The organism is Demequina zhanjiangensis, from assembly GCF_030418315.1.
GTDB classification, from domain to species: Bacteria; Actinomycetota; Actinomycetes; order Actinomycetales; family Demequinaceae; genus Demequina; species Demequina zhanjiangensis.
The window spans coordinates 153,219-177,111 of sequence record NZ_JAUHPV010000002.1; the positions used below are offsets into that span (position 1 = coordinate 153,219).

Annotated in this window: 21 protein-coding genes; 7 read left to right on the top strand and 14 right to left on the bottom strand. The window is 69.9% G+C overall.

The window, feature by feature from the left end:
* Window positions 1-40 precede the first annotated feature (40 nt).
* On the top strand, window positions 41-1,072 hold the full coding sequence (gene gmd, locus QQX04_RS03335) for a GDP-mannose 4,6-dehydratase (RefSeq protein ID WP_301126273.1): 1,032 nt from the start codon (window positions 41-43) through the stop codon (window positions 1,070-1,072).
* Window positions 1,069-2,049: a GDP-L-fucose synthase family protein gene (locus QQX04_RS03340; RefSeq protein ID WP_301126274.1), complete on the top strand. Its 981-nt coding sequence runs from the start codon at window positions 1,069-1,071 to the stop codon at window positions 2,047-2,049. The genes gmd and QQX04_RS03340 overlap by 4 nt, the downstream gene beginning before the upstream one ends.
* Window positions 2,050-2,124: 75 nt before the next feature.
* Here the strand turns inward: QQX04_RS03340 and QQX04_RS03345 are convergent, their stop codons facing one another.
* From QQX04_RS03345 to QQX04_RS03355, 3 genes are all read right to left on the bottom strand, one after another.
* Window positions 2,125-2,634, bottom strand: a complete 510-nt coding sequence (locus QQX04_RS03345; protein ID WP_301126276.1) for an acyltransferase — start codon at window positions 2,632-2,634, stop codon at window positions 2,125-2,127.
* A gap of 161 nt (window positions 2,635-2,795) precedes the next feature.
* The gene (locus QQX04_RS03350; protein WP_301126277.1) at window positions 2,796-3,989 is read right to left on the bottom strand and encodes an acyltransferase family protein; all 1,194 of its coding nucleotides are present in this window, start codon (window positions 3,987-3,989) and stop codon (window positions 2,796-2,798) included.
* Window positions 3,990-4,041: 52 nt separating this feature from the next.
* Window positions 4,042-5,505, bottom strand: a complete 1,464-nt coding sequence (locus tag QQX04_RS03355) for a sugar transferase (RefSeq protein WP_301126279.1) — start codon at window positions 5,503-5,505, stop codon at window positions 4,042-4,044.
* Between the two features lie 122 nt (window positions 5,506-5,627).
* Here QQX04_RS03355 and QQX04_RS03360 point away from each other — a divergent pair, with 122 nt between their 5' ends.
* Window positions 5,628-7,034: a tyrosine-protein kinase domain-containing protein gene (locus QQX04_RS03360; RefSeq protein ID WP_301126280.1), complete on the top strand. Its 1,407-nt coding sequence runs from the start codon at window positions 5,628-5,630 to the stop codon at window positions 7,032-7,034.
* Between the two features lie 105 nt (window positions 7,035-7,139).
* Here the strand turns inward: QQX04_RS03360 and QQX04_RS03365 are convergent, their stop codons facing one another.
* From QQX04_RS03365 to QQX04_RS03375, 3 genes are all read right to left on the bottom strand, one after another.
* Window positions 7,140-7,283: a hypothetical protein gene (locus QQX04_RS03365; protein ID WP_301126282.1), complete on the bottom strand. Its 144-nt coding sequence runs from the start codon at window positions 7,281-7,283 to the stop codon at window positions 7,140-7,142.
* 169 nt (window positions 7,284-7,452) lie between these two features.
* Entirely contained in the window at window positions 7,453-8,019 is a 567-nt protein-coding gene (locus QQX04_RS03370) for an LPXTG cell wall anchor domain-containing protein (RefSeq protein ID WP_301126283.1), read from the bottom strand.
* 91 nt (window positions 8,020-8,110) lie between these two features.
* Window positions 8,111-9,880 (bottom strand): DUF4012 domain-containing protein, encoded by a 1,770-nt coding sequence (locus QQX04_RS03375; protein WP_301126285.1) that lies wholly within the window; start codon window positions 9,878-9,880, stop codon window positions 8,111-8,113.
* Window positions 9,881-9,924: 44 nt separating this feature from the next.
* On the opposite strand from QQX04_RS03375, the gene QQX04_RS03380 reads away from it, so the two are divergent.
* Complete coding sequence (locus QQX04_RS03380; RefSeq protein WP_301126286.1) at window positions 9,925-10,479, top strand: arsenate reductase/protein-tyrosine-phosphatase family protein; 555 nt, start codon at window positions 9,925-9,927, stop codon at window positions 10,477-10,479.
* A 24-nt stretch (window positions 10,480-10,503) separates the two neighbouring features.
* Here QQX04_RS03380 and QQX04_RS03385 read toward each other — a convergent pair whose 3' ends face one another.
* The 3 genes from QQX04_RS03385 to QQX04_RS03395 form a co-directional block, all read right to left on the bottom strand.
* Window positions 10,504-11,088, bottom strand: coding sequence for a YdcF family protein (locus tag QQX04_RS03385; protein WP_301126288.1), 585 nt, complete (start codon window positions 11,086-11,088; stop codon window positions 10,504-10,506).
* Between the two features lie 188 nt (window positions 11,089-11,276).
* Window positions 11,277-11,408 carry a hypothetical protein gene (locus QQX04_RS03390; protein WP_301126289.1) on the bottom strand — a complete coding sequence of 44 codons (132 nt, stop codon included), beginning with the start codon at window positions 11,406-11,408 and terminating at the stop codon, window positions 11,277-11,279.
* Window positions 11,409-11,563: 155 nt separating this feature from the next.
* On the bottom strand, window positions 11,564-11,692 hold the full coding sequence (locus QQX04_RS03395; protein ID WP_301126291.1) for a hypothetical protein: 129 nt from the start codon (window positions 11,690-11,692) through the stop codon (window positions 11,564-11,566).
* 397 nt (window positions 11,693-12,089) lie between these two features.
* Between QQX04_RS03395 and QQX04_RS03400 the strand changes: the two genes are divergently transcribed.
* Together QQX04_RS03400 and QQX04_RS03405 are read left to right on the top strand one after the other, a co-directional pair.
* Window positions 12,090-13,673, top strand: a complete 1,584-nt coding sequence (locus tag QQX04_RS03400) for an HNH endonuclease signature motif containing protein (RefSeq protein ID WP_301126293.1) — start codon at window positions 12,090-12,092, stop codon at window positions 13,671-13,673.
* 269 nt (window positions 13,674-13,942) lie between these two features.
* Window positions 13,943-15,235, top strand: a complete 1,293-nt coding sequence (locus tag QQX04_RS03405) for a glycosyltransferase (protein WP_301126294.1) — start codon at window positions 13,943-13,945, stop codon at window positions 15,233-15,235.
* A 273-nt stretch (window positions 15,236-15,508) separates the two neighbouring features.
* Here the strand turns inward: QQX04_RS03405 and QQX04_RS03410 are convergent, their stop codons facing one another.
* Complete coding sequence (locus QQX04_RS03410) at window positions 15,509-17,314, bottom strand: DUF4012 domain-containing protein (RefSeq protein WP_301126296.1); 1,806 nt, start codon at window positions 17,312-17,314, stop codon at window positions 15,509-15,511.
* 344 nt (window positions 17,315-17,658) lie between these two features.
* Here QQX04_RS03410 and QQX04_RS03415 point away from each other — a divergent pair, with 344 nt between their 5' ends.
* The gene (locus QQX04_RS03415; RefSeq protein ID WP_301126298.1) at window positions 17,659-18,411 is read left to right on the top strand and encodes a WecB/TagA/CpsF family glycosyltransferase; all 753 of its coding nucleotides are present in this window, start codon (window positions 17,659-17,661) and stop codon (window positions 18,409-18,411) included.
* Window positions 18,412-18,541: 130 nt separating this feature from the next.
* Here the strand turns inward: QQX04_RS03415 and QQX04_RS03420 are convergent, their stop codons facing one another.
* The 4 genes from QQX04_RS03420 to QQX04_RS03435 are packed head-to-tail and all read right to left on the bottom strand — an operon-like array spanning window position 18,542 to window position 23,882.
* The gene (locus tag QQX04_RS03420) at window positions 18,542-19,486 is read right to left on the bottom strand and encodes a glycosyltransferase family 2 protein (RefSeq protein WP_301126300.1); all 945 of its coding nucleotides are present in this window, start codon (window positions 19,484-19,486) and stop codon (window positions 18,542-18,544) included.
* On the bottom strand, window positions 19,483-21,048 hold the full coding sequence (locus QQX04_RS03425; RefSeq protein ID WP_301126302.1) for an O-antigen ligase family protein: 1,566 nt from the start codon (window positions 21,046-21,048) through the stop codon (window positions 19,483-19,485). Before QQX04_RS03425 ends, QQX04_RS03420 begins: the two co-directional genes overlap by 4 nt.
* A gap of 35 nt (window positions 21,049-21,083) precedes the next feature.
* Window positions 21,084-22,586 (bottom strand): glycosyltransferase, encoded by a 1,503-nt coding sequence (locus QQX04_RS03430; RefSeq protein WP_301126304.1) that lies wholly within the window; start codon window positions 22,584-22,586, stop codon window positions 21,084-21,086.
* A gap of 9 nt (window positions 22,587-22,595) precedes the next feature.
* The gene (locus tag QQX04_RS03435; protein ID WP_301126305.1) at window positions 22,596-23,882 is read right to left on the bottom strand and encodes a lipopolysaccharide biosynthesis protein; all 1,287 of its coding nucleotides are present in this window, start codon (window positions 23,880-23,882) and stop codon (window positions 22,596-22,598) included.
* Window positions 23,883-23,893: the final 11 nt, after the last annotated feature.

The following is a 23,893-nucleotide window of genomic DNA, read 5'->3' on the forward strand; positions in this document are numbered from 1 at the left end:
TAGCCAAGACGTGCCAGAGGGGGCACGCGAGGGGGTACGCATGACCAAGAAGGCTTTCATCACCGGCATCACCGGGCAGGACGGCAGCTACCTTGCAGAGCTGCTCCTGAGCAAGGGCTACGAGGTCCACGGGCTCATCCGCCGTGCCTCCACCTTCAACACGAGTCGGATCGACCACCTCTACGTGGACCCGCACAACCCGGACGCCAAGCTCTTCCTCCACTACGGAGACCTCTCCGATGGTGCGCGTCTCACCACGCTGCTCGCGGAGATCAAGCCGGACGAGGTCTACAACCTCGCGGCCCAGTCGCACGTGCGCGTCAGCTTCGACGAGCCCGAGCACACCGGCGACACCACCGGCGTGGGTTCCATGCGCATGCTCGAGGCAGTCCGCCTCGCCGGCATCGACACCCGCTTCTACCAGGCCTCGTCCTCGGAGATGTTCGGCGCCACCCCGCCGCCCCAGGACGAGGACACGCCGTTCTACCCGCGCTCCCCCTACGGTGCCGCGAAGGTCTACTCCTACTGGGTGACCAAGAACTACCGCGAGGCGTACGGCATGTTCGCCGTCAACGGCATCCTGTTCAACCACGAGTCCCCGCGCCGTGGCGAGACGTTCGTGACGCGCAAGATCACCCGCGCGGCCGCCCGCATCAAGGCCGGCCTGCAGGACGAGCTGTGGCTCGGAAACCTGGACTCCGTCCGCGACTGGGGCTACGCCGCCGAGTACGTCGAGGGAATGTGGCGCATGCTGCAGGCCGACGAGCCCGACGACTTCGTGCTCGCCACCGGCGTGGGCCTCACCGTGCGCGACTTCCTGGAGACCACGTTCAGCCACATCGGCTTGAACTGGCAGGACTACGTGAAGTTCGACGAGCGCTACCTGCGCCCCACCGAGGTGGACGCCCTGATCGGCGACGCCTCCAAGGCCGAGCAGAAGCTCGGCTGGAAGGCCACCGTCGACGGCTACGGCCTGGCCAAGCTCATGGTCGAGGCGGACCTGGAGTCGCTCGGCTTCGAGGGCAAGCCCTGGCACGACAAGGTGAAGCTCGCCTCGTGGAGCGTGGCGTGACCGCGTCCGACGGCGTCGACTTCACCCCGGGACCGCTCGACCGCGACGCAACCTTCTACGTCGCCGGCCACCGCGGCCTGGTCGGCTCCGCCATCTGGCGCCGACTCGAGTCCGCAGGCTTCACGAACCTGGTGGGCCGCTCGTCCTCCGAGCTTGACCTCAAGGACCGGGACGCCACGTTCGCGTTCTTCGCCGAGACCAAGCCCACCTACGTGGTGCTCGCCGCCGCGAAGGTGGGCGGCATCATGGCGAACAACACGTACCCGGTGGACTTCCTGTCCGACAACGTGCGTATCCAGACGAACGTGATCGACGCCGCGATCGAGCACGGCGTGAAGCGACTGCTGTTCCTCGGCTCGTCCTGCATCTACCCCAAGCTGGCCGACCAGCCGATCCGTGAGGACTCGCTCCTCACCGGCTATCTGGAGCCGACCAACGACGCCTACGCGATCGCCAAGATCGCCGGCATCCTTCACATCCAGGCCGCGCGCCGTCAGTACGGGCTGCCGTGGATCTCCGCGATGCCCACCAACCTCTACGGGCCGAACGACAACTTCTCCCCGCAGGGGTCCCACGTGCTGCCCGCGCTGATCCGCCGCTACGACGAGGCGGCCCGCTCAGGCGCCACCACCGTCACCAACTGGGGCACCGGCACGCCGCGCCGCGAGTTCCTGCACAGCGACGACATGGCCGACGCATGCCTGCACCTCATGGAGCACTACGACGGACCGGCCCAGGTCAACGTGGGCACCGGCTCGGACGTCACCATCAAGGAGATCGCCGAGACCATCGCCAAGGTGGTCGGCTACGAGGGCGAGACCGAGTGGGACACCTCCAAGCCCGACGGCACGCCTCAGAAGCTTCTGGACGTCTCCCAGCTCGCCGACGCCGGCTGGACCGCTCAGATCTCGCTCGAGGACGGCCTCCGCCGGACCTACGAGTGGTACCAGGAGAACGTCGAGCACCTGCGAGGATAGCGGAAGCCACTACATAGCTGCTCCAAATGGTTCCGCCTCCGAGCCATGCAATGCAGTGCCGGGCTTGCCACCTATCTATCCCGTTGCCTCTGGAGGGAGGTCGCGCTTGCGCCTCGCCGGCACTCCTGCGTAGAGGCCGTGTGCTTCGGTGGATTCGGCAACCACAGAACCGGCAGCCACTATGCACCCCGTAGCCACGCTGACCCCTGGTAGAACTGTTGCCCCGGACCCGATCCAGCAACCGTCGCCAATAGCGACGGCTTCGCCAAGCGATTTGCCCGCCCTGCGGTCGGCACCACCGATCTCGTGCGTCGAGGTTACGATCCTCACGTGATCGGCAATCTGAACACCGTCGCCAATAGCGATAGCCGCTTCGTTGTCGAGGTAGACGTCGTAGTTGATAAACACGTTGTCACCAATGGCGACCCGGCCGCCGCGCGGCAATTTCAGACCTGGCATCACGAGCGCCTTCCCGCTGATATGCACCCCGGACGCCTTGAGCAAGAGCGGCCGAAACCTGTGTGGAAGGACTGATGAAGAAGCCACGGTGCGTAGCACGTCGACCAGGTACCTTCTACTCGCCATGTTCCTGCTCCAGTTCTACTCTGCTGGGACTCTATCGGGACAGTCGCTGTTGCCAAAGCGGATTGTGCCGTCGCATTTCCCCCGCTGCTTAGAGATCTCGCAGGCTACCGACGTGATTCCAGCGCGGCCCGGGCGCTGACTCCTCGCGGACCAAGGACACGCTAGTTGCGGGTCCAACTTGCCAAGCGTGTCTTCATATGACCGTGAATGCTCTTGCCCGCCTTGTGCGAACCGTTCACCGCGTAGCGCGCCCATGGCACCCGGTTGGCGACCTCATAGAACGCCAGCGATCCCACGAGGGTGACTGACACCACGATCAGCCAGCCCACCACGCCGTCGACCCCCGCCCGGATCAGCAGCAGCGAGCTCACGAGCACGAGCGGCATGTGGATCAGGTACACCGGCAGCGAGGCGTCCACCAACCAGGTCACCCACGCGCGCGGCCGCGGGAACAGTCGCGGTGCCACGCGCAGGACCAGGACCGTCATGCCGAGCCCTCCCACGGTCCACGCCACCCCCTCCATCAGGACCGTTCCGCCTGATCCGAGCGTCGGCCACGACCTCGCCGCGAGCACGGCCCCCACCGCCGCTGCCGCCACCGGCACCACCGCTCGAAGCGGGATGCGCGCGAGCCGGTCGAGCAGCCCGTCCCGCGACCCCAGCAACACGCCCAGCAGGAATGCGGGGGCGAACAGCAGCACCGTCCTGGCCACCAGTCCGTTCGTCACCGCGCGAAGATGCCAGTGCTCCCACCCGGCGAGCCCCACCGTCACGAGCACGACGGACGTCGCAGCGAACACCGTCAAGCACACCCCGGGCCTGGCGACGAACCGCGCGACCAGCACGCGTGCCACGGCACCGGTGTAGCGGCGGAGCCACGGCGAGGCTGCCAAGGCGAGGACCGCCGAGTACAGCAGCAGGTTCACCAGGAACCACAGATGGATGGTCCACGCGCTCGATGGGGGCCACGCCGCGTCGGCCATGTAGGAGACCGCGCCCTCATGAGAGCCCATACGCGAGTAGCCGATCGCCCACCACTGCGCCGGCCACAGCAGCAGCACACCGGTCACCAGAGGGATCCCGAGCCGGCGAAGCCGGCCCCTGAACCACGCACCCGGGCCCCGCCTGCGCAGGATCAAGGCGCTGAAGAAGCCAGCGATCACGAAGAACGCCGGCATGCGCCACACATGCAGGAACTCGGCCAGGAACCACAGGAAGGCGCTGTCCTGCTCCGACCGCACCAACCACGGCTGACCGCTGAACGCCAGCGCCGCGTGATAAGGGATCCCGAACAGCATCAGGAACGCGCGCAGCCCGTCCAGATAGACGATGCGCGGCGACGTGCCGACGGCCATGCCCTGCCCCCCTCAAGGACCTGACACGGACGCCTACCCCCAGACGCTCCGGTCAGTACGCCCCGCTGCGACCGAACACCGCGGTGAACGTGCGCAGCAGGATCAAGGTGTCCCCCGCAGGAGACCAGTTCTCCGCATAGTAGAGGTCAAGGCGCACGGCCTCCTCCCAGGAGAGGTCGGACCGGCCCGAGACCTGCCACAGCCCCGTCATGCCTGGCTTCACCAGCTGACGACGCTGCACCTCACCCTCCCATGCCTCCACCTCACGCGGAAGGGGCGGACGCGGACCCACCAGGGACATGTCGCCGATCAGCACGTTGAACAGCTGCGGCAGCTCGTCGATCGAGTAGCGGCGGATGAACCTTCCGATCGGGGTCACGCGCGGGTCGTCCTTCATCTTGAAGTGGACGCCGTTGCCTTCGTTCAGATCCTCGATCTCCTTCAGACGCTCCTCCGCGTCCGCATACATGGACCGGAACTTGAACATCCTGAAGTGCTGCATCCCCAGGCCCACGCGCTCCTGCCGGAAGAACACCGGCCCGGGCGAGGTCACCTTGATAAGGATCGCGACCACCAGCATCGGGATCGCCCCGACGAGCAGCATGAGCGCGGCGAGCAGGCGGTCGAACGCCGACTTGGCCCAGTACTTGGCACCCGTGAACTCCGGCGAGTCCACATGCATGAGCGGCAGTCCCTGCACCGGGGTCATCAGCACGCGCGGACCGGCGACCTCCGCCAGCGCGGGCGCCACGATCAGGCCGATGTCGGTGCCCTCGAGCTGCCAGCCGAGACGACGCGCATACTCGTTGGACTTCGCATCGCTACCTGCCACCACGATCACCTCGGCACCGACGCTGCGCGCCAGCTCCACCAGGTTCGTGTCCGTGTCGATCACGAGCATCTCCGCCGCGCGCTCATCGCTGTCCGTCGTCCCCGCGATGCGCGCCACCCCCGCAAGCCGGTACCCGGCCAACTGCGACTTGCTGAGCCTGTCAGCCACGTCAGCCGCCAACGCTGTGGGCCCGATCACCAGCGCGTTGATGAGCAGGCGGCCACGCTGGCGCTCCGCATGCACCCACGTGCGCCACACCAGGCGGTAGACCATGATCGCGATCATGCCCACGGGCAGGGCGACCAGAAGATAGGAGCGGGAGATCTGCCACTGCGTCACGAAGCCGACCACGGCCACGATCAGGAACGCCCCGAGCGAGGCCCTGAAGACTCGCTGAAACTCCTGTGGGCCATGACCCAGGATGCGCACCTCACGGCTCTTCACCAGGCCCAGCAGCACCCACCACAGCACACCGATCGCCACCGAGAGAGTGGCGTACGGGAAGGAGTTGGATCCGGTCACGGCCGCATTGGGGTCCACTCCGAAGCGCGTGTACTGCGCGATCACCATGACCAGAGCCACGACGAAGGCGTCAGACAGCGCAAGCGCGATACGCAGTTGGACGGCCCAGCCGCTGCGTCCCCGCAGCAGACCTGCCGAACCCCCGCCCCTCCGGGAATTCATGATCGGATTCTAGCAATGGCGAATGTCCACTCTGGACACCTGTATCGGCGTGAGAGAATGCACGAGCCGGCATTTCTGGAAATGTCGCACCAAGTGCCGAGCCGAGGGGGAAAGCCCGCACCGTGGAGCTTCAGGACTACATCCGCATCCTGCGCAAGAACTGGATTCTGATCGCCGTCACGTTCGCGCTCGCCGTGGCCGCGGCGTTCACCTACACCGCAGTGACGCCGCCCACCTACACGTCCAGCTCCAAGGTGTTCGTCTCCACCTCAGGAGCCAGCTCCGCGTCCGAGCTCCAGTCCGGCAGCTCCTTCACCCTGGCCCGAGTCGCCACCTACGCGGACCTGGCCACCACCCAGTCCGTGCTCGGCCCCACCATCGACTCGCTCGGCCTCGCCGACACCTCCGTGGACGACCTCCGAAGCCAGGTGTCAGCATCGGCCCCTAGTTCCAAGTCCGTGATCGACATCACCGTCACCGACGAGGACCCCGCGCTCGCCACCGCGATCGCGACCGAGGTGGCCACCCAGCTCGCCGTGGTGGTCGAAGAGCTCGAGACCACCGACTCCACCGACGGCTCCCCCGTCCGCCTCTCGATCGTGCAGGAAGCGCAGGAGCCGACCATCCCGTCGGCCCCGAACATGCGGCTCAACCTGGCGCTCGGCGGCCTGCTGGGCCTCGCCCTGGGCCTTGGCCTGGCGCTCACGCGCGCCGCGCTCGACACCCGCGTGCACAACGAGAAGGACGTCGAGCTCATCACCGAGGTGCCGATCCTGGGCGGGATCGTGTTCGACCCCAAGGCCAAGCAGCGTCCTCTCGTCATCCAGGCCGACCCCAAGAGCCCCCGCTCCGAGTCGTTCCGCACGCTGCGCACGAACCTGCAGTTCCTGGACGCTGGCCGCGCCGAGCGCGCCTTCGTGCTCACCAGCTCCATGCCGGCAGAGGGCAAGTCCACCACCGCCGCCAACCTGGCCATCGCGCTCGCCGAATCCGGCAGCCGGGTCCTGCTCGTGGACGCGGACCTGCGCAAGCCCACGGTGCACAAGTACCTCAGCCTCGAAGGCGGAGTGGGCCTCACCGACGTCATCATCGGCCGCGTGGCCCCCGCCGACGTCATCCAGCGCTGGGGCAACGGCAACCTCTACGTGCTCGCCGCCGGCCAGATCCCGCCGAACCCCTCAGAGCTGCTCGGATCCACCGCCATGGAGCGCCTCATCGAGCAGCTCACCAGCCAGTTCGACGTGGTGCTGTTCGACGCGCCCCCGCTGCTGCCCGTCACCGACGCCGCCGTGCTCGCGCGACTCGTCGGCGGAAGCCTCGTGATCGTCGCCGCAGGCCGCACCCGCACCAACCAGCTGGAAGCCTCCATGGACGCGCTCGAGGTGGTCGGCGCGCCCCGCTCCGGCGTGGTCCTCACCATGGTGCCCACCAGCGGGCCCGACTCCTACGGGTACGGCCGCTACGGCTACGCCTACGAGGAGATCCCCGGCGCCAAGCCGACGCCCGCCGCGCGGCACCACGCGCGCTGACAGGCCGCCGGAACGGCGCCTGCGGGCATCGGCGGCGCGGGGCGGATGCCGGGATGTCGGAGCGTTTCGACGGGCTGCCGCGCGCGTTGACGGGGCGTCGGCGCGCTAGCCCCGCGTCACCGCATACGCCACCATCGCCGCCAGCAGCAGCGCGGCCACGAACATCCCCCACACCGGCAGGCCCCCATAGACCCGCCGATACCAAGGCTTATACGACTGCGACGTGTACGGCATAGGCCCCTCCCCCATAGACACGTACCCCACTGTCCACCAGCACCCTTTCATATTCACCAGAAATGAGAAAAGGGCTATCCGCCACAATTCACGCGAACGCAACAAAGCAGCTCTCGGCAGACAAAGAAAGAACCCCGCCGCCCTCACGGGCGACGGGGTTCTTCAGCGTCTATGCGGTGACGACTCAGACGGTCGCATCCACCTTCGCGCCAGCCTCACGACGGCGGGCCACGATGCCGACGGCACCGGCACCCGCGACGAGCAGACCACCCGCGACGGCGATCATGCCCATGTTCGAGGCACCCGTGTTGGCCAGCTCGTCGCCAGCGGCGAGCTCACCGGAGTCGGTGGTGGTGCCACCGGTGGAACCACCGGTGCCCAGCTCACCCGAGTCGGTCGTCGCGGTGACGTCGATCGTGCCGTTCCAGATCGGCTCCTGCTGCGGGCCGGTCACGACAGCGTTGAGGACGCCGGCCGCGGTGGGCGCGGTGAACTCGAAGACCATCACGCCGTTGTCCGGGGTCTTGGTGAGCTCGAACGTCACCGAGTTGCCGGTCGCCGGGTTGGTGACGGTGAAGACGTAGGTACCGTTCGGCACGTTCGCGAACGAGAAGGTGGTCGAGGTGCTGATCGGCATCGAGAAGGTCGTGCCGGGGACCTCGATAGCCGGGTAGGGAGCCGCAGACGCAGCGCCGGCCGACCCGAGCATCAGTGCGGCCGCGACAGCGACCGAAGCGAAAATCTTGCGCATTGAGCAAATCCCCCAACTATTTCTCTGCCTGTCCAGCAGGCCTCAAGGACATCTGTACGCACCATATCAGGCACGTTGCCCCTCGGAAAGATTAGCAGTCAGTGGAACGCGAGTCGACACCCACAAAGTTAAGAACAGGTTTCGAACCGGGGGTGACAAATACGTCCCCAAGAGTGAAAAAGGGCGATTCGGGCATCACGGTCATCGTGATCTCGATGGCCTCGCCAGGCGAGAGCGCGACCGGCACGATCACCAGATCCCTGCCCGCGACCACCGCAGGCGAGTAGCCCACCACATCGCCGTCCGCCATCACGCTCAACACCCGATACCCGTCCGGCACGATCAGCGAGAAGTTCGCCCCGAAGTCACCCTCCGGCACCCAGTTGCCCACGCCCGCGATGTAGTCAGGAAGCTCCGCCACCTCTCCGTCGAAGCTGTGCGTCGCGTTGACCGTCAGCGTCCCCTCGGCCACCCGGCCGTCGGACACGCACATGCTCACCTCAGCGCCCGCGGTGACGTCCACGTAGTAGCCGATCTTGGAGCCCGAGCCGTCGTTGACGAACACGCCCGACCACACGCCGTCACGCAGCTGGTCACCACCCGCGGGCGTCGGCTGCAGAAGCGACTGCTCCTCCGGCACCGACGACCAGACCGAGAAACGTGACTCGTCGAGCGCCCGAGCCAGACCGTCGACCGCCGACGACCCCCCAGCCAGCACCTCCGAGAACAGCGCACCCGCCGTCGCCGCGAAGAACGCGTCCTGCTCGCTCGGATCCTCGAACTCGAAGTACGCGCGATTGAGCATCACCTCGGCCAGGTTCGCGCCGCTCACCTCGATGCCCGCGACCTCCTGCGCCGGGGCGTCACCCAGCATGTAGCCGAGCGCCACCGGATCCAGGCTCACCACCCCGTCGGGCGCCTGCCCCGTCTCCCGCTCCACGAACTCGCTCATGAGCTGAGCCGCCCGCGGGAACTGCGGAGTGAAGTTCACGTCCTGCGCATACAGCGCGATCGCCTCACCGAAGGCGTCGATCTCCTCCTGCGTCGCACCCTCGATCGGCTCGCGCGGGATGTTCAGCTCGCCGGCCGAGTAGTACTCGCCCATCAGCGGACGACCGTCATCGATCGTCACCATGATCACCGCGCCCGGGATGCCCCCCGACGCACGCGGCTCCGCATTGTTCTGCAGCATCACCGCATACGTGCGCGGCCCCTCGCCGCCCAGCATCCCCGGCAGCAGCTGAGACAGCGTCGTCGCGTCGTCCACCAGAGCGACCAGGTCGTCCAGCTGGCCCGTCAGATCGCCGAAGGCCTCACCCACGACCGCCACTGAACCCGACGTGTCCACCGCATCCAACGCGTCGATCTGATCGCGCAGCACCGACTGCACCTGCTCCAGAGTGGGCCGATACGGCTCCATCAGGAACGGATCGATACGACCGTCCGTGAACTCCGGATTCGCGAGCGCATCCAGATCCTCCAGCTGCGAGAGAGGCGTCAAGGCCTCATCCGCGAGCGCCCTCACCGCAACTCCCGCCGCCTGCAGCGGCCGCACCTGATCCTGCACCCACGGGATCTGGGCCGCCAGCCACCACTGCGGGCCCTGCGTGTGATCCGCGAAACCGTTCGCCGCCACCGAGAGGGTCTCCACCTCAGCCCTGAGAGTCACCACATCCCGCGCCGACACCGCCTCCTGCGCGCGCGCCGCCGACGCCTGCAACGTCTCCGCCTCAGCCCTCGCCTGCCACGCATCCCAGCCCAGCAGACCCGCCCACGCAAACAGGACGAAAAGGAAACCAGCGACCAGCCACCAGCCCCACCGGCGCCGCCTAGGCGCCGCATGGACTGGCGGTCGCACCATGCATCCCCTCTACACTGGGCCCGAGTTCCTCGGGGGTACCAGCCATGACATCAATCCTGACCGTCTGCACCGGCAACATCTGCCGGTCGCCTGCCGCGGCCATCGCGCTCCAAGGCTACCTGGGCGACATCGCACAGCTGAGCAGCGCAGGCGTCGCCGCACTCGTCGACGAAGGCCTGCCCATCGCCATGTCCCTCGCACTCGAGGAGCACGGACTCGACGGCCGCGGCCACCACGCCCGCATGCTCACCCCCCGCATCGTCGACGACAGCGACCTCATCATCGCCATGACCGCCGAACACCGCCGACGCATCGTCTCCGAAAGCCCCCGCGCCCTCAAGCGGTCCTTCCTCTACATGGAGCTGGTCGCCGCCGCCCGCGCCGGAGCGCCGCTGCCCGGAGACACCCCCGCCGAACGCGTCGCCAACATCGCCCCCGCCATCCAGGCCTACCGCCCCTACCTCGCCGGCCAGGACATCCCCGACGTCCCCGACCCCTACCGTCGGCCCCAAGAGGTGTACGACGAGGTGGCCACCATGATCGTCGCCGGCGCCGGAGACATCGCCGCCTGGGTGCGACCCGAGGACGACGGGCGCTAGGCGAGGCCGGCCCGCGCGAAGGCGCTAGTCGCCGAAGACCGCCGACGCCGCCTCCGGGACAGGCTCGCCGCACGCCCCCTGGACCCACGCCTTCACCGTCGCGCCCGACTGATAGGCGTAGAAGTAGGCCCACAGCACCGGCGTCATCGGCTCCTCGGCCTCGAGCATCAGCACCTCGCCGTCGAAGCAGCTCCGCACGATCATCCTCGAGCGCGAGATGTGGTGCGTCACCGTGATCACCGCAGCGCTGTCCCACCCGCGCGCCGCCGCCTCATCCCGCAACCACTGCGCCTCACCACGCGTCGTGAACGGCTCCGGCTTCGCACAGGCGACGACCCCGTCGGGCGCCGCACACGCCTCCTGCGCCAGCTCATAGGTGCCCTCCGCGATCTCCGGATCCAACGACACCAGCACGTGATCCGTCAGCCCGTCCGCCACCAGCTGCTGCGCGATCTCCATCCGCTCATCCGTCGGCGGGCCCAAGACCAAGGCGACATCCACGTCGGCCGGCTCATCATGCGCAGGAGCGACCAGGAACGGCCACCCCACCGCCACCACACCCGCGACAGCCACGACCGCCGCGAGCGTCCACATCGCCGCACGTCGCATGCGGCACAGGGTAGCGGGCGGGAGGTGGCTGGCGGCAGCGTCGGGCTGGCGGGTAGCGCGTCGGGCGGGTGAAGCGTCGGCCGGGTGAGACGTCGGGCGGGTGAAACGTCGGCCCCGCGTCCGGGCGTGAAAAAGCCCCGCCGAGAGGTCTCTCGACGGGGCTCGCTAGGTCAGCGGCTGAGGTCAGATCAGCGGATGTCAGTCTTCGAGGTGGCCGACATGGCGTCCGCGATCTCGTCCTGCACCGACGCGGGCAGGTTGGCGAACTGGCGCTTCTCGGACTTCTTGTAGAAGCCGGAGAACAGCGAGGAACCGATCATGGTTGTCTCCTTCGTATCTCAGAGGGTGTGCCGCACGGCAGGTGCGACGGAGGTAGAAGCGGTGCAGCCCTGACGGCTGCCGCTCGGAAGCGCCGAGACCGAGCCGCTCAGGGCAGCGCCCCGGCACGATCCCTGGCGAGAGTTGACGAACATCGTCAGCGGATGTCGGTCTTGGAGGTGGCGGACATCGCGTCGAGGATCTCGTCACGCGTGTGCGCCGGGAGGTCGCTGTAGGCAAGACCGGTCGACATACGGCCGATCACTGCGCTGATCACGTCGAGCATTGGGCTCTCCTTCTCTTCGGTGTGAGACCGGGAGCCTGGACGTGGAGTCCGGAATCCCGGTTGGCCCCACGTTGGGACAATGCAAAAGTCCCGCCATGACCGTTGCTTTGGCGACGTTGTCATCAGCGGGACGCTGTGTTCACTATATCGGCCGACGGGGGTGGAATCCAAGCCCCCTGTCGCTCAGATCACACAGATTGCCGGATTGCATGCATGACCTGTCCCGGTGCGGGCGGTTTGCGAGGTTCCAGGGACGACGCTGGGGCGGCGCGGGGTCGCGGGAGGGCTGGCGGCGGGGGTGGCGCGGGGTGGCGACGGGGTGGCGACGGGGGTGGTGGCCCGCCCTTCGAGCGCACCTTTTGTCCCAATTGTCAGACCCTCCTGATTGGCTAGAGCCATGGACATCTCGACCGCCGCGATCGACGAAGCGCTCGACGCGCTGCGCGCGCTCGACGGTCAGGCCACGTCCGCGCTGAGCCCCGACGCCCTCGTGGACGGTGTCCAGCTCCTCACCCGGATCGGCCGCCTGTCCGACGCCCTGCGGGCTGCGCTCGCCGGCGAGCTCGAACGCCGGTCCACCCCCTCCAAGGGGGACGCGGGCGTCGCGAGGCAGCAGGGCTACCGCGACGTGCGGCGCATGATCGCCTCCACCGCAGGCACCTCCCTCGCGGAGGCGCAACGGTCCATCGACGCCGGACGCATGCTGCTCGGCGCCGCTGCGGGGAGCGACCCGGCGGCCGACGCGAGCGGTCCCGGGCTCCCTGGCGCGCCTAACGTGGGAGGCAGCGATGGGCTGGACAGTGGGCTGAGCGGTGGGCTGAGCGGCGGACTGGGAGGCGGGCTGGGCTCCGGGGGTGCGTCGTCCGCGACCGCGCCTGCTGGGCGTGAGCCGGCCGGGCGTGCGCATCTCGCCTCCGCCGTGCGAGCCGGCGACATCGCTGTGGACCGCGCCGCCCTCGTCACCCGCACACTCGACCGGATCACCGAGCTGCGCGCCGCTCTCGCGAGCACCCCCGACAGCTTCACTCCACCCGAATGGACCGACCCCGCAGTCCTCGAGGAGCGACTCGTCGACGGCGCCCTGCGCCTCACCTACCGCGACCTCAACCGCATGTGCCAGCGCGCCATCGCCGCCACCGACCCACGCGCCTGGGAACAGCAGGAAGAACGGCAGCACCGCGAGCGCCACGTCACCATCGCCCACCAGGACGACGGCATGGTCAGCATCCGCGCCGTGCTCGACCCGCCTTCGGCAGCCCCCGTCATCGCGCTCCTCGAGGCGCACGTCAAGGACGGACTGCGCCGACGCAGTGACGCCATCAAGGAAGGCGCCGAGCACGTCGACGACCGCACGGCCATCCAGATGCGCGCCGACGCGCTCACCTCCATCGCCCGGCACGCGCTCGGCTGCGACCAGACGCCCAGCGGCGTCACCACCACCGTGGTCGTGCGCATCAACCACGACGACCTGCAGGACGGGCTCGGCATCGGCGACGCCGACGACCTCCCCCACCCCGTCAGCGCAGGCGCCGCCCGGCGCATGGCCGCCGACGCACAGATCATCCCCGCCGTGCTCGGCACCGACTCGCAGGTGCTCGACCTCGGCCGCAGCGTCCGGCTCTTCACCAAAGCGCAACGCCTCGCACTCGGAGAACGCGACGGAGGCTGCGCCATCTGCCACGCCCCACCCTCCTACTGCGAAGCGCACCACATCCGCTGGTGGACCAGAGACCGCGGGCCCACCGACCTTGAGAACGGCGTGCTGTTGTGCGTCTCCTGCCACCACCGCATCCACGACGAGACATGGAAAGTCCACACCGACGGCAACGACATCCGCGTGACTCCGCCGCGCTCCGCCTTCCCCGCGCCACGCACCACCAGACCCCCAGGCCGCCACGACCGCCCGCACTCCAACCCGCCCCGACGCCCCCACCGAGTCGGCGGGCGTGCCGCACTCGACCCATCGCGACGGCCGGAGTAGATCGCGACATCCGGACTAGATTGCGGCAACCGGAGTAGCCGGGCGTGCGCGGCTCGGCCTGGTCACCCGTCGCGCGCGGCTAGTCCCGTGCGACGCAACCCCCGCGGCTCGGCCTGGTCACCCGTCGCGCGCAGCCGACCTAGCCGAGAACCGCCTCCTTCTGGTCTGATGGGGACCGGGAACCCGGTCGAGCGGGAACCGGGGCTTGGTCCGGTCCGGACCAGGAGCGCGACGCCCACCAGCGTCGCACCAGCGGAGGGGAGGGCGCCATGAAGATCCTGACGATGCACGCCTTCTACCAAGTGCTCGGCGGCGAGGACATCAGCCACCGCACCGAGACCGCCTACCTGCGCGAACGCGGACACGACGTGCACGACCTCACCGTCCACAACGCCGACCTCGGCGACCTCAGCACCCCCGCCCGCATCCGCGCCACCCTCTCCAACCCCCGCACCGGCGAAGCCGCCCGCCAAGCCATCGCCCGCTTCCAGCCCGACGTCGCCTACTGCAATAACCTCTTCCCCGGACTCTCCAGCTCCGTCATCGCCGCCTGCAACGACGCCCACATCCCCGTCGTCCGAGTCCTCCGGAACTACCGCATCACCTGCGCCGCCGGCTCCCTCTACCGCGACGGCCAACACTGCGACAGCTGCGTCGGCTCCTCACCCCTCCCCGGCATCATCCACGGCTGCTACCGCGGATCCCGCCCCACCACCGCCATCGCCACCCTCGCCCGCCAACGCGACCTCCACCGCAACCGCGACACCCACTGGATCGCCATCTCCCAGTACGTGCGCGACATCGCCATCCGCGCCGGACTCGACGCCGACCACATCACCGTCCGACCCAACCTCAGCCAGCCACCTGCCCCCAGCGCAAAGACCGACGGCGCGGGTGCAGGTAGGGACGCGGCGCAGGCGAGTGGCACAGGTGCAGGCGCGGCGCAGGCGGGCGGCGCGGGCGCGGGCGCGGGCGCGGCGCAGGGAAGTGGCACGGACGCTGTCACCGCGCGCCCCGGCGGCGACCACCAGCCACCCACCCCCACGGGAGGCGCGCCGACCATCCTGTACGTCGGCCGCGACACCCCCGAGAAGGGCCTGCCGCTCCTGCTCGACGCCTTCACCACCGTCCGCACCCACCGGCCCGACGCACAGCTCCACATCGTCGGCGCCTCCCGACCCCACGACACCACCCCCGGCGTCACCTGGGTCGGGTCCGTCCCCCACGAGCAGGTCGCCGCCCGCATGGCCGACGCCACCGTCCTCGCCGTCCCCTCCACCTGGGCCGAACCCTTCGGACGGGTCGTCGTCGAGGCGCTCGCCGTCGGCACCCCCGTCGTCGCCGCCGCCACCGGAGGACTCGCCGAGCTCGGCGGCCAAAGCGTCGACCTGTTCGACCCCACCTCACCCGCCCAGCTGGCCGAGCGCCTGCTCGACGCCCTCGCACGCCCCGCCGCCGAGACCGCGCCGCTCGCCCGCGCCCGCTACGACGCCGACTTCGCTCCCGACCGCTGGTACTCCATCACCATGGACGTGCTGCAGCGCGCCGCCGCAAGCCGCTGACCCCGCTGACCTCACTGACCCCGCGGACCATGCGGACCGTGCGCAAGCCGGGCACCGTCCAGGCAGAAGCCGGCGGCGAGACAACCCAGACGGGCAATCCCAGGCTCCAGCCGGCGGCGAGACAACCCAGACGGGCAATCCCAGGCTCCAGCCGGCGGCGAGACAACGCAGACGGACAGCCCCGGGCTCCAGCCGGCGGCGCGACAACGCAGACGGACCGTCGGCCGGGCGGAGAGGGGGGGAGCCGACCGCCCCTGAGGGCACCGCTCCCGCTCAGCAGCCCGCCACGTCCACCGTGACCGACGGCTCCCTCGCCCCCGGCGTGACCACCACGTCGTCCATGGCTCCCGCGCCCTCCAGGTCCAGCTCCAACGTCGTCGACCCGCCCGGCGCCAACACCACCGGCACCTCCACCAGGCGCCGCCCATCCACCGTCTCCGGCGCCAAGAAGCCCTGCTCGCCGTCCACCACCAGTGACGCCGCCACCGTTCCCCGCGGCGGAACCACCAGCACCGACAGATGCAGCTCACCCCGAGGCACCGCCCCCACCCCCTGCGCCACATAGTCAGGCAGGTCCGCCACGTCCCCCTCGAACGTGTGCGTCAACGTGAGCTTCACGGTGCGCGACCCCTCCGTCGGCCCCGTGCACGCCCCCGTGACCACTGCCTCCACGTCCAGGTAGTAGCCCATCTTGTTGCCCGAACCGTCGTTCACGTAGATGCCCAAAGCACTCAGGTCCGACGCGTAATCCCCCGCGATCGGAGTCTGCGCCAGCAGCTCCTGATCCGAAGCGTCGGCCGACCAGACGAGCAGCCGATGCTCCTCGATCGCCCGCTCCACCCCATCCATGGGCCGTGCCGAGCCCGACGACAACGCCCCGAACACCGCCGCAGCCGCCTTGCCGAAGAACACGTCCTGATCGCGCGACCCCGCATAGAGGGCGTACGCCTCGCTCAACATGAGCTCGGCCACGTTGTCAGCCGTGATCTCCACGCCATCGACCGCCACCGGATCCGCGCCCTCCAGCATCCAGCCGAGCGCGATCGGGTCGATCGACACGACACCGTCCACCGTCTCCCCCCGGGTCGACTCCCAGAACTCCGTGGCCAGCGCCGCCGCCCGCGGGAAGTCGGGGACCGCCGTCACGTCCTGCGGGTACGTGGCGAGGCGATAGCTGAGGACCCGCAGCTCATCCTCCGTGACGCCTGCGATCGGGCCGCCGTCCTTCAACATCCACGACGGCACATAGTCGCCCGTCGTGAGGCGACCGTCGTCGGCCGTGAGCTCAAGGAACGCACCCGGCACGCCCCCCGTCGCGCGCGGCTCCGCGTTGTTCTGGATCATCACCAGGTAGGTGCGCGCGCCCTCGCCCCCCAGCATCGCCGGCAGCAGCTCCGCCACCACGTGCGCGTCACCCACGAGGCCCGACAGCTCCGCCAGGTTGTCCTGCAACGAGGTGAACTGCTCCGCCAGCGGCTCGACGGTGCCCGTCAGGTCCACGGCCGCCAGCACCTCCCGCTGCTCGTCCAGCGTGGTCGCCGCAAGCGCCAACGGCTCCCGATAGTCGGCCAGCAGTCCCGGGTCCAGGCGACCGTCCACGAACTGCGGCGACTCCAGCGCCTCCAAGCCCCCGATCGACGCCAGCGGCACCAGCGCATCCTGGGCGATCCTGTCGACCGCCGAGCCCGCCGCCGACAGCGGCACCACCTGGTCCGCCACCCATGGAACGTGCGCCGCCACCCACCAGTGCGGCCCGTCCGTCGCCCCCGCGAAGTCCGCCGCGGCCACCGTCAGCTCGGAGACGGCGGCGTTCAATCCGGCGGCGTCCCGGTCCGCGAGCGCGTCCTGCGCTGCGCTGGCCGATGCCGTGAGGGACTGGGAGGAGCGGTCCAGGGTGCGGGCGTCGAGCGCGAACGCGACACCCATCGCGGCCACGCCCAGCAGCAGCACGCCGATCACGACGAGCACCACCTTCGGCCAGGTGCGACGCCGAGCGGGTGCTTCTCGACCGGGCGCGTTCTGATGCGTGTCGGTTGCGTCGCGATCCGACGCGGGCCCTTCCTGGCCCGACGCAGCCATGTCCCGACGCTCGGCAGGTGCTTCTCGACCGGGCGCGTTCTCTTCTTGACGCGCCTCGGGCGCCCCCTCCTGTGTCACGCCGCGCACCTCCCCCAGAACGGCGACGGCGGGGCCAGCCGGCCTCCCACCACTCGCGACACTACCTCGCACGTCCATGAACAGGCCACAGACCAGGCACTTTGTCTTAGGTGAAGTATCAACGAATTTTCCCCACACCGGTTGTGACATACGTCACACCGACCTATATTCGACTCAAGCGAGCCCTGGGGGGTCCTGTGCTCGCGAGTACCGCAGCCCGGGTGGGGGATCCGGGTGCGGCGAGTCCCCAGCTCAGGCGGTGACGCATGTCCCATGCAGCCACAGTGTCCATCGGCGGAGTGAGCATCTCTTCCGCCACCCTTGAAGAAGCGGTCGACGACGCGCTCCTGCACGCCAAGACCCACGACGGCACCTGCCTTCGATTCACCAACACCTGGTGCATCGTGCTCGCCGACCACGACGACGAGTACCGGCGCGTCCTCAACGAGTCCGGCGAGAACTTCGCCGACGGACGCCCCGTCGCCGACGCCATCGCCCACCGCACCGCAGCGTCCGACTGCCACGTCCGCGGAGCATCGTTCTTCGAATGCCTGCTCGACAAGGGCCGCGAGCACGGCGTCCGCCACTTCTTCTACGGCGCGGACGACCTCACGCTCGCCCGACTCACCCGCACGATCAACGAGCGGTACCCCGGAGCGATCATCTCCGGCCGGCTCGCACCCCCCTTCGGCACCGCCGAGGAGCTCTGCGCGACCGACCTGCTCGACACGATCGCCGCAGCCAAGCCCGACGTCGTGTGGGTGGGACTCGGCACGCCCAAGCAGGACCATGTCGCCACCCGGATCTCCCAAGAGCTCGGCGTCACCACCGCCGCCGTCGGCGCCGCCTTCGACTTCCTCGCAGGCACCAAGGCCACCGCACCGCTGTGGATGCGCCGCACCAAGCTCGAATGGCTGTTCCGGTTCGGCTCCGAGCCGCGTCGCCTCTGGCGTCGCTACACGTTCGGGATCGTCGACTACCAGCGGATCATGTGGCGTGAGAGGTTCCGCGCCGCCTGATCGAGCGACACCCGTGGCGGGGTCGACCATCGCCGCGGCCGATCCGACCCTCAGCGCAGCCGACACGGCCCTCACGTCCCGCCCCGGACACACGTGAGAACACTGAACGCGGCAGCGAAGGATCCGGCCACTAGCGCGATGGCTCGACCTCGCCGCCACGCTCATACTCCACGACCACCTGGCTGAGCGCCGAGCCCGCCACCCCCAGGCCTCGAGCAGTCCGGCCGACGAACCAGCGCACCGGCTCGCGGAACGTCACCGCCGACACGACACCCATCGCCAGCGCCTGACCCACACGCGCCACACCACCCGCGAGCACGACCGGGCGCGACCGGTCCTGAAGCATCACCCTGCCCAGCACGTTTCCTGCCCGCATGTGACGCTTCCACGCCCACCTCACGCTCATCCGCGAGCGCGGCAGCGGCTCCGTGACCGCCGCTTCCGCGGACCACACGAACCGGCAGCCGTGACCGTCGATGAGCCGGTGGAAGAAGTCGGTGTCCGACCCCCCGGTCCTCGAGAAGCTCTCCGAGAAGGTCGGCTCGCCCGCCTCCACCCATGCCTCGCGGCGCAGCAGGGTGTTGTTCGTCGCCGGGATGCCCTCCGAGGACCCCTCCGGGAACAGTCGACGCTGGAACAGCCCCGACCTCTCCACCCAGCCTGGCCTCGGCTCCGGATAGACGGTGAGGACATGCCCGTTGACGATGTCAGCGTCGTACCCGTGCGCGGCCCCGACCAGGGCGCCGAGCCACCCCTGCGGGACCTCCTCGTCGTCGTCGACGAACACCAGGGCGGCATGCGTCTCGCCCCACTCCGCCAGACACCGGTTGCGCGCCGCCGCGATGCCCGGCCGAGGCTCATGCGCGTACCGCACCTCACGCTCGTGGGACGCGGCGAACGCCTCCACCTGGGCCTGCGCGTCCCCGTCCGTGCTGTTGTCCACCACGAGGAGCGTCGCGTCCGACGTCGTGGCGTCGGCGGCGTACGAGTCGAGGAAGGCAGCCAAGCCCTCCGGCCGCTTGTACGTGCAGACGGTGACGAGCACCTCCGACGCAGCGAACGGTGTCCTGGTCATGGCGCCTCCTCCGGGGGGTGGGCTGACACTGACGGGCGGGCGGGCCCTGGGAGGCGGGCCGACGCAGATGGCTGGGTATGCGCTGACGGGTGAGCGGGTCCTGAGAGGTGGGCCGACGCAGATGGCTGGGTTGACGCGGCTGGCTGGGCAAGGGCAGGCGGCTGGGGTGGTGCCGCCAGGGGAGCCTGCAACCGCCCTGGTTCATCCCCCGAGCCGGCGGGCGCGTCGTCCGCATAGGTGAGCGCCACCGCGAGGACGTACAGCATGTAGCCGAACGGCGACTCCAGGATCACTCCCACCGCCGCCGAGAACAGCACGCCCACCTGCACCGCCGCCGCGATCGTCTCCGCACGCCCACGCCTCAACCGACGCAACGCCCCCACCGTGAGGACCGTGACCGCCGCCAACGCGATCGCCAACCCCACCATGCCGCCCGTCGCGAACCAGCCCACCAGGATGCTGTGAGGCTGGCGCACCGAGTGGTCGCCCGAGAGGAAGACGATCGCCCCCGAGTCAGCCACATAGCTCGAACCGAAGCCCTCGCCCAGCCACCATGTGCTCGGCTTCGCCGCCACGTGGTCGATCACCAGACCCCACGCGTCGATCCGTGCCGTCGTCGTGTTCGAGCCGCCGTCCGACGACACCGCACCCGCCACCAGACGTTCCAGACCGCGCGCCCAGCCGTCGGCCGTCGCCGCCGCCCTCAACGCCGCACCCAGCAGCGGGATCGCGATGAACACGGCCGCCAGCCGCACCGGCCCCGCACGCTCGTCACGGAAGGGGCGGGACGCCAGGATCGCCACGACCACCACCACCATCGCCGACACCAGGCCCGCGCGAGAGCCCTGCGCCAGCACCGCCGCTCCGCTCAGGCCCGCCACCATGAGACGCCACCCCAACGGCACCTTCGCCACCAGCAGCACCGACACGATCGCGATGCCGCTGACCAGACCGTCGAAGTCTCCGCGGGCGTCGAACACGTCCACCCCGACGAAGCCCACCCGGACCGCCGGCAGCACGCCCAGCACCGCCGCCGCGTACCAGAAGGTGTGCACCACCGCCGCGCGCATCAGCCAGGTCAGCACCACGTCGGTGCCGAGAGTCCTCACGACCCTCACGATCACCGGTGCCAGCGCCAGATACAGGTACGGGAGGGCATCGCGCAGGACCAGCAGCATCGGGCCGTCGGCACGCACCAGGCCGAGCAGCACCAGCACGCCCCACAGGATCGACGCCACCACCACCGGCCGCGGCGCACGCCGAATGGAACGGTCGGGGCCGTTGACCACGCGGTGCAGCCCCAGCAGCGCCAGGCCGCCCACCACCAGCAGATCCGACATATATATAGGTGTGCCCGGGATGCCGATGTGACTTCCCCAGCGCCCGAACGCCACCGGCACCAGCAGCCCCGCCAGGATCAGGGCGGCTCCACCCGTGAGCGCGCCCCGCGAACCCTGCGGGAGGGTGAGCGGCACGGGCGCGCCGGGAGCCGTGGGAGTGGCCGACGTGGGCGTGCCGGTAGCCGTGGGGGTGCCCGACGCGGGTGCGCCATTGGCGGTCACGCCGCGCCGTGGGCTCCCCGCGCTGCCGCCCGCCGTCATGCCTGCCCCTCCTGGCGCTCGACCACCTTCACTTCAGGCTCTGAGCGGCGTCGCACGTCGAGCCCTGATCGGGGCGGCGGCTCCTGCCCGTACAGGCCCGCCAGGAAGTCGACGTACCCCTCGAAGGTCCACGGCCGATGCGGCTCCGGGCTCTCCGCCACGGCCTTCCTGATCGCGTCCGCCAGCCGCTCCGGAAGCGTGCCGACGGGATGCGCCGGCACCACACGCGCCAGGTCGCCCGCCATGTCGGCCACGCCTCCCAGGTCCAGGCACACCACCGGCACCCCCACACCAGCCGCCTCCGCCGCCGCCCACGGCGCCGAGTCATGCAGGCTCGGCAGCACGAACACCTGGGCCGCCGCCATCCGCTCCATCGCCTCCGCATGGTCGACGGCGCCGTGGCAGCTCACCCTCGGGTCGTCCGCCATGCCCGCACGCTCCACCAGCGCGGCCGTGCCCCCGCCGCACACGTCCAGCTGCCACTGCTCCGGCAGGTGCCGCATCGCGCGCAGCGCGAGCGGCAGACCCTTCCATGCCACACCGCGTCCCGCGTAGAGGATCGACGGCGACGCTGTGGCGTCCGCGACGTCGGTCTTGGCGTGGGCGGCGTCGGTCCCGGCGGGGTTCGCCACATGGTTCCCGGAGTGCGTTCCGGCGCTGGTCGCGGCACCGGCCCCGGTGTCCCCTACGAATGCGGGTGCGGTGCGCGCAGGGATCCCGTCATAGTCGACGACCGCGTTCGGCCGCCTCACCACGCGGGACGACCTGCGCCACGCGTGGGCCGTGTCCGAGTTGAGGACCGCCACCACATCCACCTTGCCGCGCAGCAGCACGCGGTTCGCCGTCCGCCCCAGCGCGCCCGTCACCGTGCGCAGCGACTCCGACACCCACTCGCGTGCGCCGAGCCCGAGCACCAGCCTCACCGGGGGCCGCGTCGCGCCGCCCACCGGGCCCCACACCCACCGATCGCCCTCCCGGCGCCTCATCAGGCCGAGCGGCGAAGGAAGCCAGTCCGACGCGTAGGTCACGTGGTGCACCTCGCATGGACCCTCGGCGCCAGCCAGGCGAGAGGCGAACCTGCTCGCACGCGGAAGCCAGTCGAAGTAGCGCGCGTAGACGCCACGTCCCGCCACGCGAGACGCACCGACACGATGCACCGTCACCTCCGCCGGAAGCTCGCCGATCCTCTCCTCGAGCCGGCCGTCGTCGCCCGCACGCGTCACCAGGTGGATGCGGGATCTCAGCTCCGCCGCAGCCTTGAGCGCAACCCAGCCGGCGCCAGGCTCGCTGCCCTGATCCGGATGACAGGCGAACGCCAGGAGGATCAGCGGGCGGGCGGACCTCGAGACGTCGGCGTCGGAACCGCGCTCCACGCCGGCTTCCGTGCTCAGCCCCATGCCGACGTCGGCGTTCAGGTCGACGCCCGCAGCGGCGTCGGCACCCAGCTCCCCGACATCCCAGCGGTCCACCGTCTCGTCCCCCATGCGTCCCTCGCTCATGTCCGCCCCCTAGACCGAAGCCGCCGTCGGCTGCGACTCCTGCGACTCCGGCCGGGAGGCGGCCCGCCACCGGTATCCCGCGTGCAGCCCGATCCGCAGGATCGCCGACACCGCGCCCGCCAGCGGCACCGCGAACACTCCCATCGCGGGGATCGCCGCCACCAGCACGCCCAGCGCCACCAGCTCGCTCGTGAGCGTCAACGTCAGCGCGAGCCCGTACCGGCGCTCCGCCATCGCGTACGCGTTGAACGGGTTCGCCGCCGCCGACAGCGAGTACGCGCCGGCCCTCGCGCTCGCCAGCGGCGCATCCACCGGACGGCCCAGCACCAGCGACACGAGCCCCGAGAACGGAAGCAGCAGCAGCGCATAGACCACGCCCGTGGAGGACACGACCGCCACCAGCCGGCCCATCCTTCGCCGCGCCTCCCGCATGCGACCCGCACCGATGGCGCGTACCGCCTTCGGCATCATGAACGAGGCGACGCCCGTCCCCAGGATCAGCACCGGCTGCGCCGCCACGCGCGCCGCCTCCAGGCCTGCCAGCGCCGCCGGCGAGATCAGGGCGGCCACCAGCAGGTTCGCCACATAGCCGGCACCGTGCCGCGCGAAGCCGGTCGACGCGACCATCGCCTGGCTCGCCACCGGCAGACGGTCCCGCTCCTCCACCTGAGGCACGTCACGATGCCAGCGATACCCGGCCGCGATGCTGACCGCGTTGCCCAGCGCGAGCGACCCGAACGGTGCCGCCAGCACAGCCCACGCAGGAAGCCCGTCGACCGTCTCCACCGTCACCAGCACGACCGCCACCACTGCCAGGTTGAGGCCCGACACCCCCGCCGCGCGCCCATGCCTGTCCGCCACATGGAGCGACGCCCGCAGATGATCCTGGAACGGGGACAGCAGGGACAGCACCGCCGCGGTTCCGCAGATCGCGACATACGCCTCCGTGCCGTCCAGATGCCCCAGCATCGGCGCCCCCGCGAGGAACACCCCGACCGCGGTGAGCGCACCGTACGGCGCCGCCGTGGTCGCGTCGGCCCTGTACTGCGGCCTGCGCAGATCCTGCTGGCGGTTCGCGTGAAGCCGTTGCGGGATGTACGCCAGGTACTGCGGCGCGATCATCAGCGCCGTCATCGCAGCGAACACGAGCGCGTAGAGGGCGAGCTCCTCGTCGGTGAGCGAGCGCAGCGCGATCAGGGAGGCCAGGAACGTCGCGACCGACGCCGTGCCGGCGTCGGCAAGCGCCATCGCACCCCCGCCCAGCACGCCGAAACGGCCCTTGGCTCCCGCACCCATCCCGTCGTCCC

Excerpts from the sequence above, each read along its gene's own strand:
- gmd (WP_301126273.1), top strand. The coding sequence starts at position 41 with ATGACCAAGAAGGCTTTCATCACCGGCATCACCGGGCAGGACGGCAGC.
- QQX04_RS03345 (WP_301126276.1), bottom strand. The coding sequence starts at position 2,634 with ATGGCGAGTAGAAGGTACCTGGTCGACGTGCTACGCACCGTGGCTTCT.
- QQX04_RS03350 (WP_301126277.1), bottom strand. The coding sequence starts at position 3,989 with ATGGCCGTCGGCACGTCGCCGCGCATCGTCTATCTGGACGGGCTGCGC.
- QQX04_RS03355 (WP_301126279.1), bottom strand. The coding sequence starts at position 5,505 with ATGAATTCCCGGAGGGGCGGGGGTTCGGCAGGTCTGCTGCGGGGACGC.
- QQX04_RS03365 (WP_301126282.1), bottom strand. The coding sequence starts at position 7,283 with ATGGGGGAGGGGCCTATGCCGTACACGTCGCAGTCGTATAAGCCTTGG.
- QQX04_RS03370 (WP_301126283.1), bottom strand. The coding sequence starts at position 8,019 with ATGCGCAAGATTTTCGCTTCGGTCGCTGTCGCGGCCGCACTGATGCTC.
- QQX04_RS03375 (WP_301126285.1), bottom strand. The coding sequence starts at position 9,880 with ATGGTGCGACCGCCAGTCCATGCGGCGCCTAGGCGGCGCCGGTGGGGC.
- QQX04_RS03380 (WP_301126286.1), top strand. The coding sequence starts at position 9,925 with ATGACATCAATCCTGACCGTCTGCACCGGCAACATCTGCCGGTCGCCT.
- QQX04_RS03385 (WP_301126288.1), bottom strand. The coding sequence starts at position 11,088 with ATGCGACGTGCGGCGATGTGGACGCTCGCGGCGGTCGTGGCTGTCGCG.
- QQX04_RS03390 (WP_301126289.1), bottom strand. The coding sequence starts at position 11,408 with ATGATCGGTTCCTCGCTGTTCTCCGGCTTCTACAAGAAGTCCGAGAAG.
- QQX04_RS03395 (WP_301126291.1), bottom strand. The coding sequence starts at position 11,692 with ATGCTCGACGTGATCAGCGCAGTGATCGGCCGTATGTCGACCGGTCTT.
- QQX04_RS03400 (WP_301126293.1), top strand. The coding sequence starts at position 12,090 with ATGGACATCTCGACCGCCGCGATCGACGAAGCGCTCGACGCGCTGCGC.
- QQX04_RS03405 (WP_301126294.1), top strand. The coding sequence starts at position 13,943 with ATGAAGATCCTGACGATGCACGCCTTCTACCAAGTGCTCGGCGGCGAG.
- QQX04_RS03410 (WP_301126296.1), bottom strand. The coding sequence starts at position 17,314 with ATGGCTGCGTCGGGCCAGGAAGGGCCCGCGTCGGATCGCGACGCAACC.
- QQX04_RS03415 (WP_301126298.1), top strand. The coding sequence starts at position 17,659 with ATGTCCCATGCAGCCACAGTGTCCATCGGCGGAGTGAGCATCTCTTCC.
- QQX04_RS03420 (WP_301126300.1), bottom strand. The coding sequence starts at position 19,486 with ATGACCAGGACACCGTTCGCTGCGTCGGAGGTGCTCGTCACCGTCTGC.
- QQX04_RS03430 (WP_301126304.1), bottom strand. The coding sequence starts at position 22,586 with ATGAGCGAGGGACGCATGGGGGACGAGACGGTGGACCGCTGGGATGTC.
- QQX04_RS03435 (WP_301126305.1), bottom strand. The coding sequence starts at position 23,882 with ATGGGTGCGGGAGCCAAGGGCCGTTTCGGCGTGCTGGGCGGGGGTGCG.